General features: G+C 53.0%; 18 protein-coding genes. 12 read left to right on the top strand and 6 right to left on the bottom strand.

Annotated elements, in window-relative coordinates; all coding sequences use genetic code 11:
* The first annotated feature begins 50 nt into the window (after positions 1-50).
* From pqqA to pqqF, 6 genes are read left to right on the top strand one after another with little or no spacing between them, the layout of a single operon-like run.
* Entirely contained in the window at positions 51-122 is a 72-nt protein-coding gene (gene pqqA / locus JK216_RS00110) for a pyrroloquinoline quinone precursor peptide PqqA (RefSeq protein ID WP_072055929.1), read from the top strand.
* Positions 123-182: 60 nt separating this feature from the next.
* Positions 183-1,100, top strand: coding sequence for a pyrroloquinoline quinone biosynthesis protein PqqB (gene pqqB, locus JK216_RS00115; protein ID WP_212711321.1), 918 nt, complete (start codon positions 183-185; stop codon positions 1,098-1,100).
* Between the two features lie 3 nt (positions 1,101-1,103).
* The gene (gene pqqC / locus JK216_RS00120) at positions 1,104-1,859 is read left to right on the top strand and encodes a pyrroloquinoline-quinone synthase PqqC (protein ID WP_212706897.1); all 756 of its coding nucleotides are present in this window, start codon (positions 1,104-1,106) and stop codon (positions 1,857-1,859) included.
* Positions 1,860-1,861: 2 nt separating this feature from the next.
* Positions 1,862-2,143, top strand: coding sequence for a pyrroloquinoline quinone biosynthesis peptide chaperone PqqD (gene pqqD, locus JK216_RS00125; protein WP_212706973.1), 282 nt, complete (start codon positions 1,862-1,864; stop codon positions 2,141-2,143).
* On the top strand, positions 2,130-3,269 hold the full coding sequence (gene pqqE / locus JK216_RS00130; protein WP_212711322.1) for a pyrroloquinoline quinone biosynthesis protein PqqE: 1,140 nt from the start codon (positions 2,130-2,132) through the stop codon (positions 3,267-3,269). Before pqqD ends, pqqE begins: the two co-directional genes overlap by 14 nt.
* A 4-nt stretch (positions 3,270-3,273) precedes the next feature.
* Entirely contained in the window at positions 3,274-5,619 is a 2,346-nt protein-coding gene (pqqF, locus tag JK216_RS00135; RefSeq protein WP_212711323.1) for a pyrroloquinoline quinone biosynthesis protein PqqF, read from the top strand.
* Between the two features lie 53 nt (positions 5,620-5,672).
* On the opposite strand, the gene dld is transcribed toward pqqF, so the two are convergent.
* The 3 genes from dld to JK216_RS00150 all read right to left on the bottom strand — a co-directional run bounded on the left by dld (position 5,673) and on the right by JK216_RS00150 (position 9,112).
* Positions 5,673-7,370, bottom strand: a complete 1,698-nt coding sequence (dld, locus tag JK216_RS00140; protein ID WP_212706900.1) for a D-lactate dehydrogenase — start codon at positions 7,368-7,370, stop codon at positions 5,673-5,675.
* Positions 7,371-7,726: 356 nt separating this feature from the next.
* Positions 7,727-8,371: an oxygen-insensitive NAD(P)H nitroreductase gene (gene nfsB, locus JK216_RS00145; protein WP_212706901.1), complete on the bottom strand. Its 645-nt coding sequence runs from the start codon at positions 8,369-8,371 to the stop codon at positions 7,727-7,729.
* Between the two features lie 123 nt (positions 8,372-8,494).
* Positions 8,495-9,112 (bottom strand): trimeric intracellular cation channel family protein, encoded by a 618-nt coding sequence (locus tag JK216_RS00150; protein WP_212706902.1) that lies wholly within the window; start codon positions 9,110-9,112, stop codon positions 8,495-8,497.
* A gap of 380 nt (positions 9,113-9,492) precedes the next feature.
* Here JK216_RS00150 and yddG point away from each other — a divergent pair, with 380 nt between their 5' ends.
* The 4 genes from yddG (at position 9,493) to phoC (ending at position 13,046) form a co-directional block, all read left to right on the top strand.
* On the top strand, positions 9,493-10,413 hold the full coding sequence (yddG, locus tag JK216_RS00155; RefSeq protein WP_212706903.1) for an aromatic amino acid DMT transporter YddG: 921 nt from the start codon (positions 9,493-9,495) through the stop codon (positions 10,411-10,413).
* Positions 10,414-10,436: 23 nt separating this feature from the next.
* Complete coding sequence (locus tag JK216_RS00160) at positions 10,437-11,075, top strand: glutathione S-transferase family protein (protein ID WP_212706904.1); 639 nt, start codon at positions 10,437-10,439, stop codon at positions 11,073-11,075.
* Between the two features lie 117 nt (positions 11,076-11,192).
* Positions 11,193-12,092: a Kdo hydroxylase family protein gene (locus tag JK216_RS00165; RefSeq protein WP_212706905.1), complete on the top strand. Its 900-nt coding sequence runs from the start codon at positions 11,193-11,195 to the stop codon at positions 12,090-12,092.
* A gap of 207 nt (positions 12,093-12,299) precedes the next feature.
* Complete coding sequence (phoC, locus tag JK216_RS00170; RefSeq protein ID WP_212706906.1) at positions 12,300-13,046, top strand: acid phosphatase PhoC; 747 nt, start codon at positions 12,300-12,302, stop codon at positions 13,044-13,046.
* Between the two features lie 172 nt (positions 13,047-13,218).
* Here phoC and pmrB read toward each other — a convergent pair whose 3' ends face one another.
* Positions 13,219-14,331, bottom strand: a complete 1,113-nt coding sequence (gene pmrB, locus JK216_RS00175) for a two-component system sensor histidine kinase PmrB (RefSeq protein ID WP_349290151.1) — start codon at positions 14,329-14,331, stop codon at positions 13,219-13,221.
* A gap of 25 nt (positions 14,332-14,356) precedes the next feature.
* Positions 14,357-15,013: a two-component system response regulator PmrA gene (pmrA, locus tag JK216_RS00180; RefSeq protein ID WP_212710101.1), complete on the bottom strand. Its 657-nt coding sequence runs from the start codon at positions 15,011-15,013 to the stop codon at positions 14,357-14,359.
* Positions 15,014-15,390: 377 nt separating this feature from the next.
* Here pmrA and vsr point away from each other — a divergent pair, with 377 nt between their 5' ends.
* On the top strand, positions 15,391-15,864 hold the full coding sequence (gene vsr, locus JK216_RS00185) for a DNA mismatch endonuclease Vsr (protein WP_212706908.1): 474 nt from the start codon (positions 15,391-15,393) through the stop codon (positions 15,862-15,864).
* Positions 15,865-15,905: 41 nt separating this feature from the next.
* Here vsr and JK216_RS00190 read toward each other — a convergent pair whose 3' ends face one another.
* The gene (locus tag JK216_RS00190; protein ID WP_212706909.1) at positions 15,906-17,378 is read right to left on the bottom strand and encodes a catalase; all 1,473 of its coding nucleotides are present in this window, start codon (positions 17,376-17,378) and stop codon (positions 15,906-15,908) included.
* A gap of 242 nt (positions 17,379-17,620) precedes the next feature.
* Here JK216_RS00190 and JK216_RS00195 point away from each other — a divergent pair, with 242 nt between their 5' ends.
* Positions 17,621-18,859 (top strand): MFS transporter, encoded by a 1,239-nt coding sequence (locus JK216_RS00195; protein ID WP_212710103.1) that lies wholly within the window; start codon positions 17,621-17,623, stop codon positions 18,857-18,859.
* Positions 18,860-18,869: the final 10 nt, after the last annotated feature.

Here is an 18,869-nt window from a genome sequence, read left to right on the forward strand (position 1 = left end):
ATTTCAGTCATTTTAAGAATCTTTTAATTGGCAACATTGAGGTCAGCATCATGTGGAAAAAACCTGAATTTATCGATATGCGTCTGGGTATGGAAGTGACTCTGTACATTTCTAACCGCTAATTATCCGGTATCTTAAGTGGCCGCTTACGGGCGGTCCTTTTATTCAGTAAAGAGTAATTTATGTTTATCAAAGTGCTTGGCTCTGCTGCCGGCGGTGGTTTCCCGCAGTGGAACTGTAATTGCACCAACTGTAAGGGCCTGCGTGAAGGCAGTATCAACGCCCATGCCCGCACCCAGTCTTCAATTATTATCAGTGATAACGGTGAAGACTGGGTGTTATGTAACGCCTCTCCTGATATCTCCCGGCAAATTTTTCTGACCCCGGAATTGATCAAACGCGATGTCCTGCGTGGTACAGCCATCGGGGACATTATCCTGACCGACAGTCAGATAGATCACACCACAGGGCTGCTGAGCCTGCGGGAAGGCTGTCCGCACCGCGTATGGTGTACCGAAGAAGTACACCAGGATCTGAACAGTGGTTTCCCGGTATTTCCGATGCTGAAACACTGGAACGGCGGGCTGCAGCATCAGCCAATCCGCCCTCAGACACCTTTCCGGACCACCGTATGCCAGAATCTGCAATTTACGGCGGTACCTATTGTCAGCAATGCGCCGCCTTACTCACCGTACCGTGATAAACCGTTACCCGGACATAATGTTGCCCTGTTTGTGGAAAATACCGCCAACGGGAAATCATTATTTTATGCGCCGGGTCTGGGAGAGCCTGATCAGGTGATCCTGCCATGGTTACAAAAGGCAGACTGTCTGCTGATTGACGGCACCGTCTGGCAGGATGATGAACTGCTGAGCAGCGGGGTCGGTAAAAATACCGGCCGTGCGATGGGGCACCTGGCCCTGTCGGAAGAGCAGGGACTGATGGCGCTGCTGGCGACACTGCCCGCCAGCCGAAAAATTCTAATTCATATTAACAACACCAATCCGATCCTTAATGAAGATTCACCTCAGCGTCAGTTTCTGCAACAGCAGGGGATTGAAGTGAGCTTTGACGGAATGGCGATTCAGCTACAGGATTAACCGATGACCATAACCACAACTCTGAGCCGCGAGGACTTTGAACAGGCGTTACGTGATAAAGGGGCGTACTACCATATCCACCATCCGTATCACATCGCGATGCATAACGGTCAGGCAACCCCTGAACAGATCCGTGGCTGGGTGGCAAACCGGTTCTATTACCAGACCAATATCCCGTTAAAAGATGCGGCAATCATGGCTAACTGTCCTGATCCTGCCACCCGGCGTAAATGGGTGCAGAGGATCCTTGACCACGACGGCGCAGAGGCCGGTGAAGGCGGAATTGAAGCCTGGTTACAGCTCGGTGAAGCGGTGGGGTTATCGCGGGATGACCTGCTGTCTGACAGGCATGTTTTACCCGGGGTTCGTTTTGCGGTTGATGCGTATGTTAATTTTGCCCGCCGCGCCAGCTGGGAAGAGGCCGCCTGCAGCTCGCTGACAGAGTTATTTGCGCCGCAAATCCACCAGTCACGGCTGGACAGCTGGCCGCAGCATTATCCGTGGATCAAAGAAGAAGGGTATTTCTATTTCCGCAGCCGCCTCAGCCAGGCGCGGCGTGATGTGGAACATGGTCTGTCGCTGGCGCTTGACTACTTTGATACGGCAGCGAAGCAAAACCGGATGCTGGAAATTTTACAGTTTAAACTGGATATTCTCTGGACGATGCTGGATGCCATGACCATGGCTTATGCACTGGACCGTGCGCCTTACCATACAGTGACAGATCAGCAGGTCTGGCACACAACCCGGCTGGTGTGATGATGAATAGTTTATCCACGGTCGTCATCTTCCGCCGCGGCTACCGTCTGCAATGGGAAGCCGCCCAGGACTGTCATGTGATCCTTTACCCGGAAGGGATGGCAAAACTGAATGAAACCGCTGCCCTGATCCTGGAGCTGGTGGACGGTAAACGCACCATTGCACAGATTATCGGTGAACTGAACCAGCGTTTTCCCGACGCGGGTGGCGTCGACGACGATGTGACCGACTTTCTGCAAGCGGCAGTAAAACAAAAATGGATCCTGTTACATGAGTCTGAGTGAATCCGGAATTAAAGCTCCCCTGTGGCTGCTTGCCGAGCTGACATACCGCTGTCCGCTGCAGTGTCCGTACTGTTCAAACCCACTCGACTTTGCCAGACAGCAGCAGGAACTGACCACCGAACAGTGGCTGACCGTATTCCGCCAGGCACGGGAAATGGGCAGTGTACAGCTGGGCTTTTCCGGCGGGGAGCCGCTGGTACGAAAAGACCTGGCCGAACTGATTGCCGGTGCACGGCAGCTGGGTTTTTATACCAACCTGATCACTTCCGGTATCGGCCTGACCCGTCAGAAACTGGATACGTTCGCTGACGCCGGGCTCGACCATATTCAGATCAGTTTCCAGGCCAGTGATGAAACCCTGAATGCCGCCCTTGCCGGGTCGGAAAAGGCGTTTCATCAGAAACTGGAAATGGCAAAAGCGATTAAAGCCCACGGTTATCCGATGGTCCTGAATTTTGTGTTGCACCGGCACAACATTGATCAGATCGACCGGATTATCGAATTATGTATTCAGCTGGAAGCGGATGACGTCGAGCTGGCTACCTGCCAGTTTTATGGCTGGGCTCAGCTTAACCGTGAAGGGTTGTTACCGACCCGTGAGCAGATAGCCGGCGCAGAAGCGGTGGTTAAGCGCTACCGGGAAAAAATGCAGGCTGCGGGTAACCTCACCAACCTGTTATTTGTCACCCCCGACTATTACGAAGAACGGCCGAAAGGCTGTATGGGGGGCTGGGGAGCCATTTTTATGAATGTAACCCCGGACGGTCTGGCGTTACCCTGTCACAGTGCCCGCCAGTTGCCTATCGAGTTTCCGTCGGTGCTGGATAACAGCCTGCAACATATCTGGTACCAGTCGTTCGGGTTTAACCGTTATCGGGGCTATGACTGGATGCCGGAACCCTGCCGTTCCTGTGATGAGAAAGAAAAAGACTTCGGCGGGTGCCGCTGTCAGGCATTTATGCTGACCGGTAATGCCGACAATGCCGATCCGGTTTGCAGTAAATCCGAGCATCACGGTAAAATCCTGCAAGCGCGGCGTGAAGCCGATTGCAGTGAGATTAAAGTGTCTCAGTTACGTTTCCGTAACCAGAAAAACTCGAAAGTGATTTTCACTTCACAGGGATAACCTGATGTCTGAACCCTGCATACAGCTGTCGCTGAACAATGGCCTGGCTGTACGGCTATACTCATCAGACGGGTTATCCGCCGCCTCGGCCTGTATCAGGGCCGGGGCCGGCAGTATTCATGAACCTGACCGCTGGCCGGGACTGGCACATCTGCTGGAACATCTGCTATTCCAGGGCGGTGAGGTATTCCGTGGCCAGCAACGGCTGATGCCCTGGGTAACCGGGCAACAGGGCAGGGTTAATGCCACAACCGGACTCTGCGATACCCTCTGTTATTTTTCTATTGCTACTGCCGGTTTCCCCGGGGCCCTTGCCCGGCTGCTGGATATGGTCGCGGCTCCCCTGTTCGATAAGCGGGCGATCAGCCGTGAAATCGGGGTGATTGATGCGGAATATACGATGCTCAGCCGCCATGTTCCGACCCTGATCAACGCCTTTTTACGTGAGATGATCAGCCAGCCCGGCGGTTATTCACGTTTTATCGCCGGTAACCGCCAGAGTCTGGACGGGGATATCTCTTTGCTGCAACAGGCCCTGCGTGAGTTTCATCATCGTTATTATCGCCCTGATAATCTGCAGCTGATCTTACGGGCCCCGTTACCTCTCAGCCAGCTGCGGGCCCTGTTTGACAACGCGCTGCTGGCCGCCGGGCTGGCCGGCTGGCTGGCGCCTGCGCCGTATCACCGTCGCCCCCGTGCTGACAAATATGTACTGCCGCAACGGGCAGTCCGTCCGCCGGCTGTGTTGCAGCTCGACGGAGAGGTTCACCATTGTCTGGATATGATCATCGGTGATCCTGACGGTGAACTGCGGGCAGCGGTGCCACTGCTTCGCACCCTGATCAGCGATGCCGCACCGGGGTCACTGTTTGATCACTGGCGCAGGCGCGGATTCTGCCGTCAGTTAGCGGTTGAAATTATCAGCGCCGCCGAAGGATATCTGTGGCTGATGGTCCGTGTGCAACGGCCATCAGCCGGCCCGTTGCCTGCGGGGCAACTGAACGCAGATCTGCGGGCATGGTTACAGCAACTGACCAGGTTACCGGCTGCCAGGATCAGACATTATCAGGGGCTGGCATTGCAGCATTTCCGTGCCCTGAACCCGATGGAACAGGTAAGACAGATTGCTTCAGGTACCGGGCCGTCGGACCGGCCGGTGAAAGCCCTGGCGACAACCTTGTTACAGGCAACACCCTATGAATTACAGACATCATCCCGCACCTGTAGTGAACAGGCGACAGTGTGCGGCTTTGCTTGTCGCTGGCAGCCGCTGATCGATAGCACAGTGACAGATTCTCCGCCGCTGTCGTTTGTCTTTTACCCGCAGACCCTGAATGCACCGGCGGTAGCCGCCAGCGGCACAACTGTCGGACAATGGCAGCGTTCGGCGGTCTGTGCCCCGGGAGTCCGGATCCTGTTGCGGCCTGCCGATGGAACAACCCTGACTCCGGCGCAACTCAGACGGCTGGAAGATGCCCTGTTACCGGTATTCAGCCGAGTCAGTCATGCCGGCGGGGAGAGCGGCATTGCCTTTTATCACAATATTCCCTGGCTGTTTATTGCCCTGCCGGACAGTGGTGAGGTGCTGGATATTGTCAGCTGGCTGGCGGTGTTGTGGCCGCCATTGACCGGGGTATCCTCCGCCGCTGAGCCACAACAGATAGTGATCCGCCGTCTGCTGGCTGAATTTCCGTCTCTGTTATTACCGACAACCGCTCGGCCCTGCTGGCAGGGGGTGATCCAGTGTGATGACCGGGAGCTATTCAACACCCTGATGGCACGTTTACCGCCGCAGGTCGCTGATCTGCCACCCGCCACCGCGACGATATCCGCCGCGCAAAGTCATCATCACCAGCCGGATAATGACGCAGATAACGGGATTTTGTTTTTCCTGCCATTACCCGATAACAGCCAGGCCGCAGTGCGAATAGCAAAGGCACTGGCTGCAATCTATCAGCCGGCGTTTTATCACTGGCTGCGGGAAGAGTTATCGGCTGGTTATGTGGTGTCCTGTCGTTTCGAGCAGTACGGAGAGATGCCCGGCATCCTGTGTGCTGTCCAGTCACCGGGCTACCCCTGTGATCAGCTGGCAACATGGTGCCGGCAGTTTTTCAAGCGGATGACTCCGCAGATTATGCAATTAAGGTTACCGCCAGCGGCCGGAGAACAGGCGCCGTTACATGCTGACCGGATAATGGCGCGGATCGGCGAGGAATTATGGCAGGTCAGTGGCCGGGGAAACCTGCCGTCAGTGGCGGGCAGTGATGAAGTGTTACTGTTACAGCAGTTGCATTTATGGCTGACAGAAAACAGCGACCAGGCATTACAACTGACCAGTGGCCGCTGGTAATCAGGGTTCAGTTACCGGCAGTCACTGAACCCTGAACTTTATTTATCCCGGAATTATTTAGCCCAGAATTTTTTACGGCTGGTTTTACCGATTCCCGGGTTACAGGTATTGGTCGGGTCGAGCTGATGCCAGTGCTGTTGGTGTTCGCAGGAGGCCTGATACAGATGGCCGACATTATGCTCTGCGGGATAACGTGCGCCGCGTTGTTCCAGATATGCCATCACATCCTGTTTAAACTGGTGTGCATCCACCCCCGGCTTAAGCACGTAGTCCTGGTGGTTGACAAAGCAGAAGAAATGGCCACAGCAGGAATCGGCCTGAACCTGTGCCGCAAGATGCGGCGGCAGTTCGATGCGCCACTGGCTGTCGTTACGCCGCAGTGCCACATCGAAAGCCACCAGCCGCTCACTGGTCGGGTAGCCCAGATAATCACAGTAACAAATAGTACAGCCGCCCACCGCAAAACGGATCAGAAAGGCATCGGCTGCTTCACGTTTATCACACAGGAAATATTCCCCCGGACGGTGGGCGAAAAATTCGTCCAGCAGGGCAGTGAGCTGCGCAGTCTGCACGGCATCCACTTTAATCATCAGGTGATGAACGAACCGCTGGCGATAGGCCATAATGCGTGGCGCAACAAAGGACGGTGTGACCTGGTTAAAGCCCTGGATCAATTTATCGGTGAAATTATGTGGCAGAAAACGGGCATGTTTTACCCGCACATCCCAGCGCGCTTTATTCGCCATCAGTCCGGGTAATGCCTGCGGGCCCAGCTTACGGATCGCAAGGAACATATGTTTGGCATAGCGCAACGTCAGGTCAAAAGCCCCGGCGTGAATATATTCAGCCTGTAAGGGTAATTCATCCATTTTTTCCAGCAGGAAACGCCGCAACTCTACCAGTTCCGTTTCATCATTACTGCCAATATAAAAGGTACGGGTTTGTTCACTGGCGGCGAACGTCGGCAAGCGGGCGGCAAATACCACGACTTTACCGGCACAGCCTGCACTGTCATATAAATAACGTTTATCGCCGTTAAACCGGGCCGGTGAAGCCGCCTGTGTATCCCGCAGTTGTTTTGCATAATCGTCGGCCCAGATTTTACCTTCCCAGTCTTCTGCATCGCCGGTGGTATATTCTCGGGTTTCGAGGGCATTAATTATTCTTTCCGGGGTATCCCCCAGCTGGATCCCCAGATGGTTGACCAGCTCCAGTTGTCCGTCTTCGGTGATGCGCGCAAACAGTGATTTTTCCGTAAATGCCGGGCCGCGGCGGATCAGTGAACCGCCGGAGTTGTTGCATAACCCGCCAATCACCGACGCACCGATACAGGATGAGCCAATGACCGAATGAGGCTCCCGTTGTAAGGGTTTCAGAGTGTCTTCAAGTTCAGTCAGCGTCGTGCCGGGGAAAGCGATCACCTGCTGATGATTATCAATTACCTGTACGCCCGTCAGCAGTCTGGTACTGATAATCACGATATCGCGGTCATAATCGTTACCATCGGGCGTTGACCCGCCGGTCACGCCGGTATTGGATGCCTGCATCAGAATAATCACATCTTCTGCCACGCAGACTTTCAGCAGTTGCCAGAGCTGTAATAATGTCTGAGGCAGTACCACGGCGAGCGCATCACCCTGACCGACACGGAATCCTTTGGTATAAAATGCCTTGTCATCCTCACTCACTAAAACCTGTTTATCTCCCGCGATTTCATGCAGCTTGCGGATCAGCTCCTGACGGTTATTCATCTATCCTGTCTGCCTTTTATTTTTCATTTTTGCCTGTGGCGGATTGATTGTGCTGCTTGTTTCGATGACCTGCCGCGACGTCCTGCGCTAGCAGTGCGATAACGTCGCGGCCTGCAATATATGAAAGCGCTTTTTTGATCAGGAAGAAAGGGGCTAAATAAAAAAAACTTATCGGACTAAAAGAAAATATCTAACAGAACCACAAAAACGCTGTTTTTGTTCTGTTAACTGATTTATTTAAACAATTGATTAACATTTAATGCCGGAAAGGCAGGGGAAATTCGGCCGCAGAGGACAGGATAAAAGCGACAGGGCGGAAAGAATCCCTGCCGCAGCGGCAGGGATTGTCATGAAGACTATAGCCGGGTAATGACTTGCTGTTCACTGAAACGTGACTTAGGTAACGTGGCGTTAAAATCTTTTTCACTATTAAAGCCAATCGATGCCACCACCAGACTGTGCATGCCTTTTGCTTTCAGTCCGAGCAGTTCATCCATTTTCTGCGGATCAAAACCTTCGATTGGAGTAGCATTCAGGTCCAGCGCTGCGGCACCCAGCAGCAGAAAGCCCAGAGAAATATAGGCCTGACGTTCCAGCCAGTGGCGAACATTCTGTTCATCACCGCCGAAGGCAGCAATATACTGACGGCGGCCATTATCATTAGCTGCTGCGCTGGCGTCATCTTTGAAACGACCATCGGCAGTTTCCCGGGCGTGAACTGCGGCGAGATGCGCGTCATCCAGACGGTCAGCTGAGGCAAACACCACTACCATGGCAGCATCACGTACTCTCGGCAGGTTGAATTCGCGGATGGCGGGTAAAATTTTTGCTTTTCCTTCATCGCTGGTAACCGCAAAAAAATGCCAGGGTTGCAGGTTCAGGGAAGAGGGGCTGTTGCGCAGGAGATCCAGCAATTGCTGCTGTTGTTCAGCAGTCAGCTTTTTTTGCGGATCATAGGCTTTGGTTGTGTAACGCTGTTTGGCAACCTCGACGATATTCATCTGGATGACCTCCGGAGTAATGTTAAACACTGGCTATATTCAGGCTAAAGTAACAATTTCGTTATCAGACGACCAGTCTAATCCCCGGCTGACGCACTAAAGGTTAAAGGGGCCTCTGACGGGTTAAAAGTATTTATTCGCGATAGTTTTCAGAGTGATATTGTACTTAAGCGACAACAGCCGGATCAGTGTGCAGGTAACGATAGATAGCCAGACACTGTAGTGTTCCGGAATAATATTAGCAGAACCCAGTAACTCGATAGCCGCACCAATTAATGCCGCACTGGCATAGATCTCTTTGGTAAAAATAACCGGTGTTCTCCCCGCCAGAATATCCCGCAGACATCCGCCACCGACCGCACTGACACAGCCCATTAAAATAGAGAATTCGATATTTTGCGTATATTGCCAGGCTTTATTTGCACCAAAGGCGGCAAAAAATCCCAGTCCCAGGGCATCAAAGAACAGGGCCGGTTTTTCGAAAGAGAATACCAGTTTCTGGAAATAAGACAGCAGAGTCATGGCCATAATCACGCAGAGCAGGTATTCCACATTCACCAGCCCTGCGGGCGGGGTGGCACCCAGACAGAGATCCCTGATACAGCCGCCGCCAATGGCGGTAACAAATGACAGTGCAAAGACACCAAACAGATCGAACCGGTTTCTGACGCCGACAGTAGCCCCACTGAGGGCAAAGACAAAAGTACCGAATAAGTCGATAAAGTGTAAAAGTAAGCTCATAAATTCTCGATAAACCGGGTTTCAGGCAGTAAAAACAGCACTCCGGCCGCCGCAGGATCTTCTGCCCCGGCAAGGCCATCCGCTCACCGGGCGCAGGCACAATAAATGTTTCCGGCGAAGAGCGCAATCCTTTGCGTGGCATCGCCTGCGGCTGGTACAGCCGGTGATTTCTCCTGAACAGAGACGGGCTGAGGTGGCAGGTAAAAGAAGTTACGTCAGGGATCGGGAAAAATCGTGACAGGATGACAGCCAGCCGATACCCTGAAACCAGTAAATATTATGAACGACAGACCGGTTTTTTCCGGCAAATGGTTGCCTGCTCAGGCAGCCTCTGACGTTCCCGGCGCCCCCTGAACAGCAGATAAATAGGATAGGTAGTCATGAATTCGACAAAAGCGACGGTCATCGGCTTAGCCGCTATTGTGCTTTGGAGTGCCAATGTCGGGCTAATCAAACATGTCAGTGAAGGGTTCGGGGCGGTCAGAGGAGCTGCGCTGGTATATACCCTGAGTTCGGTGGTGCTGTTACTGACTGTTGGCTTCCCGAAACTCAGAACATTTCCGCGCAGCTACCTGCTGATCGGCAGCTTACTGTTTGTCAGTTACGAAATCTGCCTGTCCCTGTCGCTGGGTTTTTCACAAAATGCTCAGCAGGCCATCGAAGTCGGGATGGTGAATTATCTCTGGCCGGCAATGACCGTGGTTCTGGGGATCATTGTAAACCGTCAGCGGGTACACTGGACAATTTTGCCGGGCATTGGCCTGTCGCTGGCAGGCATTCTTCAGGTGTTGTCCGGTAACCAGCCGCTCTCCCTGATACAGATAACCCGGCATATTGGAGAAAACCCGTTCAGTTACGGTCTGGCTTTCAGCGGAGCGGTTATCTGGGCGGTGTACTGTGTTGTCACCCAAAAGCTGGCTCGTGGCAGTAACGGAATTACCTTCTTCTTTATGCTGACTGCGGCCACCCTGTGGGTGAAACAGCTGAGTTCTTCCGCCAGTCCTTTCAGTGTCAGTCTGCCTGCCACCATAAGCCTGTTACTGGCAGCCCTGGCGTTCGGCCTGGGTTACGCGGCATGGAATATTGGTATTCTGCGCGGAAATGCCACCTTACTGGCGACTGTTTCTTATTTTATTCCGGTACTGTCAGCGGTACTGGCTTCAGTTATGCTGCACTCCGCCCTGACCCTTTCATTCTGGCAGGGCACAGGGATGGTCTGCTTTGGTTCTCTGGTTTGCTGGCTGGCAACCCGCAGAAAAAAACCGCCAGTGTCACAGGCGGTGGTGCAGCAGAACCGGTAAATTGTGACTGACGGAGAATATCGATGATAGAAATCTGGGGGCGCAAAACCTCGTCAAATGTACAGGCTGTGATGTGGGCGGTGGCCGAACTGCAGCAGCATTATAAACGCTATGATATCGGACACAGGTTTGGCGGCAATGATACTCCGGCGTTTCTGGCCATGAACCCCAACGGTACGGTACCCGTCGTCAGTATCAACGGGGGAACTCCCCTGTGGGAGTCTGGTGCCATTCTGCGTCATCTGGCGGCGCTCTATGGTGACCCGCCGTTCTGGCCATCTGATGTGAATCAACGCTGTGTTATCGACCAGTGGGCGGAATGGTCAAAAATTAATATTGCCATTAATTTTACTATGCCGGTGTTCTGGCCCCTGGTGCGTATTCCGGCGGAACAGCGTGATATGCAGGCACTTACCGTCGCTTTACAGCGGCTGACCCGTTTTCTGAATATTGCAGAGCAACAATTATTGCGTCACCCGTATCTGGCCGGGCCGGAATTCACTCTGGCTGATATCCAGTTCGGCCATATTTTGTATCGCTATTTTGATCTGGATATCCGGCGGGCAGCATTACCGGCCGTCGAAGCTTACTACCAGCGACTGACCCGGCGAGCAGCCTACCGTGAACATGTGATGGTCAGCTATCAGGAGTTAGCGGTCTGAGGCTGTTTCGTTGCTGATATTTTGTCCGGATGAGACTGATTCGCATTTTTGGCGTTAAACAATTTTCTTAACTCTATTATTCTTAACAGTATAAAATTCTTAAACAAGGAGTCAGAAATGCAGACCGATACGCTGCGTTATGACGACGTGATATTCACTTTACCTCTGAATGACTGGGCAGATGGCGGGAGTTTCAGCCAGCAGGCCCTGACGGCCCTTGAGCAGGGCGCAGTTCTTAGCCTGCCACGACTAGGTTTTCCTCTTACTCCGGATGAACAGCCACGTCTGCGGGAGCAAACCGTTCAGCCGGGGCGAAAAAATATCAGCTACCGCGCTGAGACTGATCAGTTATTTGGTGTCGCCGACAAGGCAGACGAAACGGTGATCCGTCAGTTGCTGCAACGCCATCATCAGGTCTGTCAGCAGCTGATCGGTAGTCTGCTGCCTGCTTATGTTCCGGTACTGCACACCCCGATTAACACGTTGCGGGTTCATCCGGTAGCGGTGTGGAAGAAAGGCAGTTCATGGCGTAAAGATGATACCCGGTTACATGTGGATGCTTTCCCGTCGCGGCCTATCCACGGGGAACGTATCCTGCGCATTTTCACCAATATTAATCCGCACGGTGAAGCCCGGGTCTGGCGGGTCGGTGAGCCATTTCCGTCGCTGGTCAAACGATTCCTGCCACGGGTGGGGCGTTACCATCCCCTGAGCAGTCTGTTACAGCAAAAGCTGGGGATCACCAAAAGTTACCGCACCCGTTATGACCATATTATGCTGGGGTTGCACGACGCAATGAAAGCCGATACAGACTACCAGTCATCGGGTGCACAGCTTGAGGTGAGTTTTCCGCCGGGCAGCAGCTGGATCTGTTTTTCTGATCAAACCCCCCACGCAGCCATGTCGGGGCAGTTTATGCTGGAACAGACGTTTCTGTTGCCGGCCAGAGATATGGTAAATCCGCAACATTCTCCCCTGAAAACCCTCGAGACTTTGCTGGGCGCCTCTTTACTCTGAGATATTCCTGCCCGGCCGGGCAGGAACAGTAATCCCCGGGTGTAAATGAACTGTTAATCGTCGATAGTTATTAACTTAGTCACGAACGGCAGAGATCCTGAACATTATAGCGTTATTTTTTTGAACTGTGACCAGTGCAGGAGTTTCGGTGATACGTGACGTGGTAACGTATTTTTTCCGGGAATGTACTTATCACAGGACGACATAATGACTAAAAAACTGACGATGGCACTACTGATATCAGCACTGTTTTATGGTGCTGCTGCTGCGGCGGCAACCCCTGCCGGGGATGATGTCACCACCAAACCAGACCTCTATTATCTGACCAATAGTCAGTCCATTGACAGCCTGGCACTGCTGCCCCCGCCTCCGGCAATTGGCAGTATCGCTTTTCTGAATGATCAGGCGATGTACGAACAGGGGCGCTTATTACGTAACACCGACCGCGGCAAGCTGGCGGCCGAGGATGCTAACCTGAGCAGCGGCGGGGTGGCGAATGCATTTTCTGCGGCCTTCGGACGCGAAATTACGGCCAGAAATACGCCGCAACTGTATAAACTGCTGACCAACATGATCGAAGATGCCGGGGACCTGGCAACCCGCTCAGCAAAGCAGCATTATATGCGTATCCGTCCGTTTGCTTTCTACCAGGTGGCGACCTGTAATACCCGGCAACAGGATGAACTTTCGACCAACGGTTCTTACCCCTCTGGTCATACGGCTATTGGCTGGGCCACGGCGCTGGTACTGGCCGAAATTAACCCGCAGCGGCAGAATGAAATCCTTAAGCGGGGTTATGAACTCGGGCAAAGCCGTGTCATTTGCGGCTATCACTGGCAGAGTGATGTTGATGCTGCACGGGTAGTGGCTTCAGGGGTGGTGGCGACTCTGCATACCTCTCCGGCCTTTAACGCCCAGCTGGCAAAAGCGAAAGCGGAATTTGCTGCACCTTAACCTGCCGTCATTATCTTCTCCCGATTAATAAAATCTTAATGATTAACCTGCATACTCTCCTGACAAACCAGACAGGAGAGTATGATGAATAAAGTCGCGGCTATTTCTTTCGGTGAACTCAGTGCCACATTGCTCGGTCTGTGTGTGCTGGCAACCTTTCTGCTGGTCTGGTTCAGCAGTTTTCCGTAACAATGTCCTGCTTTATGAAGCGTACCGCTGCCCGGCACCCCTGACGGTCGGTACGGTTAGTCAGACAAAACGTTGCATCATGCAGCTGACAGATCCGGCTGACAATACTGAGTCCCAGCCCAATCCCTCCGTAGCGGCTATCCATCCGCGTAAAGGCTTTGCTGAGCTCACCGGTTTTGCTTTCATCAATGCCGGGTCCCTGGTCTTCTACCGCCAGCTCAATATATTGCTTACCGTCAGTCGCGGTTAGCTGCTGAATACTCACCTGTAAGGTACTGTGTTCAGGGCTGTAACGGTGCGCGTTTTCTGTCAGGTTACGTACCACCAGCTGTAATAATGTCGGGTCGCCTTTGACGATAAAGTCTGCGCTGTCATCCGGCAAAATTAAGTGCTGGTGCCGCAGCTTGATCATGGTCAGCAAACTGTCACGCAGGGGACGGGTGACAGCGCTGACCAGTGGCACCGGTTGCTGACTGCCAGCGGAAAATGACTGCCCAACCCGTGCCAGTTGCAGCAGCTGTGAAACACTGTCAGTCATCTGATCGAGACGATGGATCAGAGCCGACATATCAATGGGATGCTGTCTGGCAATTAATTCAAGATGCAACCGCAGCCCGGCCAGCGGGGTACGTAATTCATGGGCGACATCGGCAGTAAACAGCCGTTCTCGTTCGAGGGTGGTGGTTAAACGTTCGACCATCTGATTAATCGCGTGGATCACCCCGTCGATCTCGATAATTGCGCTCTGGTACTCCACCGGTTGCAGATTAAATTCGCTGCGTTTTTCGAGGTGATAGCGTAATTCTGACAGGGGATGCGTGATCCACTTCACCGCCTGCCAGCACAATATCAGGGCGACGGAAATCATGATCAGGCTGGGTAATGCCAGGCTGGCGACCGCTTCGTGGATCTCTTTTTCCACATGTCCCTGTTCATTACGTTGCTGCAATACAGCTCTGACCAGCAGATCTATCTGTTCTTTGCTCTCATGCCATAACCAGAGCACACTGATTAGCTGGCAAAACAGTAAAATCGCGCCGATAGTGATCAGCAACCGCCGGCGCAGGGTGGTTGTTTTCGGTAACCTGTTCAATATTTGCTGACCCTCTTCGACGGACACTTTATTTCAGCAGAGCGTACCCAAATCCCCGCACGGTGCGGATACGGGTTTTACCTATTTTTTCACGCAGGTTATGGATGTGAACTTCAAGGGTATTGGTTGAAGGTTCATTATTCCAGTTATAAATATCGTTGTATAAAATCTCACGGTGAACCGGGCTGCCGGCTTTCATCATCAGCCGGGCCAGCAAGGCATACTCTTTCGGCGTCAGATCCAGCAATTCGCCGCTGCGGAACACCTGACGATGGGCGGTATCCAGCGACAAATCCTCAACCGTCAGCAGATTGGCGCTCTGGTTATTGTGGCGGCGGATTAAGGCCCGTATCCGCGCATTCAGTTCTTCCAGAGCGAAAGGTTTGATCAGGTAATCGTCGGCCCCGCTGTCGAGGCCGATAATCCGGTCGCTCAGGGTATCTCTGGCGGTCAGTATCAATACCGGTAAAGCCATTTTCTGACGACGTAAACGTAACAGCAGGTGTATTCCATCCTCATCCGGCAGACCAAGATCGAGGATCACCAGACTGTATTGGGTAGCTTTAAGACAGTTTTCTGCTTCCCGTGCACTGCTGACACCATCGCAGGTGTAGCCTTCATCGTGCATAGCGATTATCAGACCCTGCAGTAACAGGGCATCATCTTCAACAATTAATATCTTCATCTGGTACTCCGGCAAGACAGTTACAGTTTATCTGTCTGATAACAGTGGTGACGGCCACTGGTCATAACCCCGCGGGCCAGACAACAGGCAGTGGCGGGGGAACGATTTTTCTGGTGTATTGTTAGCTGCGATTACTGGCCGCAGGTACCACCGCCGGTAATATAAGCAGTGATGTCATAAGCAATATAAGTATATCGGTACAGTAATACCGGCGGGCTATTATGCGGCGAAAAGCTTAGGATAACCTTAAATTACTTAATCCTGTGACGCGGGCTGCTTGCTTAACGGCATGATTTTTCATGAGACAGCCGGTCTGACGTATTAAGTAACTTAAGATACGCTGGCAGGCCGGCGGCGGTCACACTACCGGAGGAACGATGGCTGATGTACATGATGAGCCGACCCGCAGTAAAAATATGCGGGCCATCAGGGACCGTGACACGTCCCTGGAAAAACGAATACTGTGGTTATTGCAGTCACTGAATATCCCGGCATCTCAGCAGGTACGGGAACTACCCGGCCGGCCCGATTTTGTCCTGCAGGACAGTAGCAAAATTATTTTTACCCACGGTTGCTTCTGGCATCGTCACTCCTGTCATTTATATAAACCTCCGGCAACCCGCCGTACTTTCTGGCAACAGAAAATTGACCGGAATGCTGAACGGGATGAGCAAATTCTCGAAAAGCTGCAGGCGGCTGGCTGGAATGTGTTGATTATCTGGGAATGTGCCCTGAAAGGAAAATACCGTCTGACGGAGAAGCAACTAACAGAACGGGTCGAAGAGTGGGTCTGTACGGCGCAGGATTCGGCAGAAATCAGCCAGTCAGGGTTACGTCTGTTGTCAAAGTAACCCTCCGGTAGCGCAGGGGCGGTTTCCCAGAGGGCTGAGTGTTATTTCGCTGCCTGGCGGGCAGTGGTGACTTTCTCTGCTATCCGGTCACCGATTTTACGGTCGATATTTCGCCAGTAGTCAAATGCCCGTGATAATACCGGTTCTTCAACCCCGTTCAGCAGATGCCCGCTGACATTATCCACCAGCCGTTGCCGTGCCGCATCATCCATCACCTGACAGACCAGCGTATTCGCCTGACTGAAATCATCATCCTCAGCATGAAGCGCATAGGGCTGGCGCACCATATCACCGCTGCTGTGCCAGGCAGAATCGGTCGGATATTGTTTGCCATCGGCCTGCGGGCCTGCTTTGGAGTTTGGCGCATACACCGGGTCACTGACCGGTGTCATACGCATAGCGCCATCTTTACTGTAGCTGTTCACCGGTGAGTGAGGGGCGTTAACGGGGATCTGTTTATAGTTGACCCCCAGCCGTGCACGGTGGGCATCGGCATAGGCAAAGACGCGGCCGAGTAACATTTTATCCGGACTTAAGCCGATGCCTGGCACCAGGTTGTTAGGTTCAAATGCGGCCTGTTCAATCTGGGCATGGTTATCCGTCGGGTTACGGTCGAGGGTCAGTTTACCGACTTCGATTAATGGATAATCCTGATGCGGCCAGACTTTGGTCAGGTCAAACGGGTTAAACCGGTAGTGCTCTGCGTCGGCAAACGGCATAATTTGCATATACAGGGTCCATTGGGGAAAGTCGCCCTGTTTAATGGCGTTAAACAGATCCCGCACATGGAAATCCCCGTCAGCCCCGGCCAGCTGGTCGGCCTGCTGTTGGGTCAGACATTCAACACCCTGATCGGTTTTAAAATGGTATTTAACCCAGAATTTCTCCCCGGCAGCATTGACCCACATATAAGTATGGCTGGAATAACCGTTCATATGGCGCCAGCTTTTCGGGATACCACGGTCACCCATCAGCCATGCCAGCTGGTGTGAGGACTCGGGGGATAAGGTCCAGAAATCCCACTGCATTTCATTATCACGCAGGTTATTATCAGCGCGGCGTTTCTGCGAGCGGATAAAATGCTGGAACTTCATCGGGTCACGGATAAAAAATACCGGGGTATTATTGCCGACCAAATCATAGTTACCTTCGGTGGTGTAAAACTTTATCGCAAATCCGCGCGGATCCCGCCAGGTATCAGGACTGCCGCGTTCTCCGGCCACGGTCGAAAACCGCATCACAACCTCTGTTTTTACCCCCGGCTGGAACAGGGCTGCACGGGTATACCGGCTCACGTCTCCCGTCACCCGGAAATGGCCGAAAGCGCCGCTGCCTTTGGCATGGGGCTGACGTTCTGCAATTCGCTCCCGGTTAAAATTAGCCATTTGTTCGATAAGATAATGGTCATGCAATACCAGCGGACCATCGGCACCGACCGACAGAGAGTGTTCGTCGCTGGCAACCGGGATGCCGGCATCGGTCGTCGTTATTTTTGGTTTCTGATCATTGCTCATGCTTCTTCTCCATGTGAAAAACAGGGTTAATGCGCACCCGCTAAGCATAGTCGAAACCTGACCATTGAGGGGCTCCGTCCCGCAAAATAATCGACCAGCGGGATTCCCCTGAGACAGAAACCGCTGAACGTTATCAGTACTGCGGCAAAATTTATCATTTTCTGTACGTTGGATTGATGCGGGTAATACGTTATTCTCGCGGGCTAATAATCACCTGAGTAAATAATCCCGGAGTTTTGCTTATGGTCTCTTCCGGCGGAGAGTCTTCATCGCGTGTTTTTCATCATCCTGGCTTCAGGGCCTATGTTGCCGCACAAACCTGTTCTTCTCTGAGTTTTCAGATTGTCTCCCTGGCGGTCAGCTGGCAATTGTATACCATGACCCACAGCACTTTTATGCTGGGGATGATCGGCCTGATGCAGTTTATACCCTCGGTAGTGCTGGCATTACCGGCGGGCCATCTGGCGGACCAGTATAATCGCAAGACCCTGATTATCGGTGGTCAGAGTATCGAGTTTCTGGCGGTTATCGGGCTGGCGGTTTTACCCTTTATCGGTACCGGCAGTCCGGTAATCTTACTGGCGCTGGTATGCCTGTTTTCGCTGGCCCGCGCTTTTGAGGGACCGTCAATGACCTCTCTGTTACCGGCGCTGCTGCCCGCGGGGCTGCTATCAAAAGGGATGGCGACTAACCAGGTGTTCCGCGAGGCGATGGTAATTGCCGGACCGATGGCTGGCGGGTTGCTGTATGTCGTTGCGCCGCAGGTGGCCTACGGAACGGCGGCGATCGCCTATCTGGCCTCGCTGGTGGTGATGACCACCCTGAAATATGAACGTGAAGTGGTTAAACCACTGCCGATGACCTTCAAAAATTTGTTTGCCGGGCTCGACTTTATTGTTAAACGCAAGGATGTGCTGGGCGTTATTTCACTGGATCTGTTTGCGGTGTTACTGGGCGGAGTTACCGCCCTGTTACCGGTTTTTGCCAATGATGTCTTGCATACAGGGGCCTGGGGGCTGGGAGCACTGCGGGCTGCACCGTCGGTCGGGGCATTGATTACCGGCATCTGGATCAGCCGCAACAGCTTTCATAAACATACAGGTATGATTATGTTTGGTTGTGTTGCCGGTTTCGGGGTGGCGACGCTGGTTTTTGCCCTGTCAGATAACATTATCCTGTCACTGTTGGCGCTGGTGGTATTGGGCGGTTTTGATATGGTCAGTATGGTGATCCGTGGTGCGATGGTGCAGCTGGATACTCCTGATGATATGCGCGGCCGGGTTAACGCAGTGAACTCTGTGTTTATTAATACCTCGAATCAGCTGGGTGAATTTGAAACAGGTTTGCTGGCCAGCGCTATCGGCACAGTTCCGGCGTCGGTGGCCGGTGGTATTGGTACCCTTGTGGTGGCGGGTCTGTGGATGGTGATGTTTCCGCATCTGCGGCGGCGGCAAAAATTGGCACAGGGATCTGAGGTCTGAGCCGAATATG

The organism is Tatumella sp. JGM94, assembly GCF_018257595.1.
Taxonomy (GTDB): domain Bacteria; phylum Pseudomonadota; class Gammaproteobacteria; order Enterobacterales; family Enterobacteriaceae; genus Tatumella; species Tatumella punctata.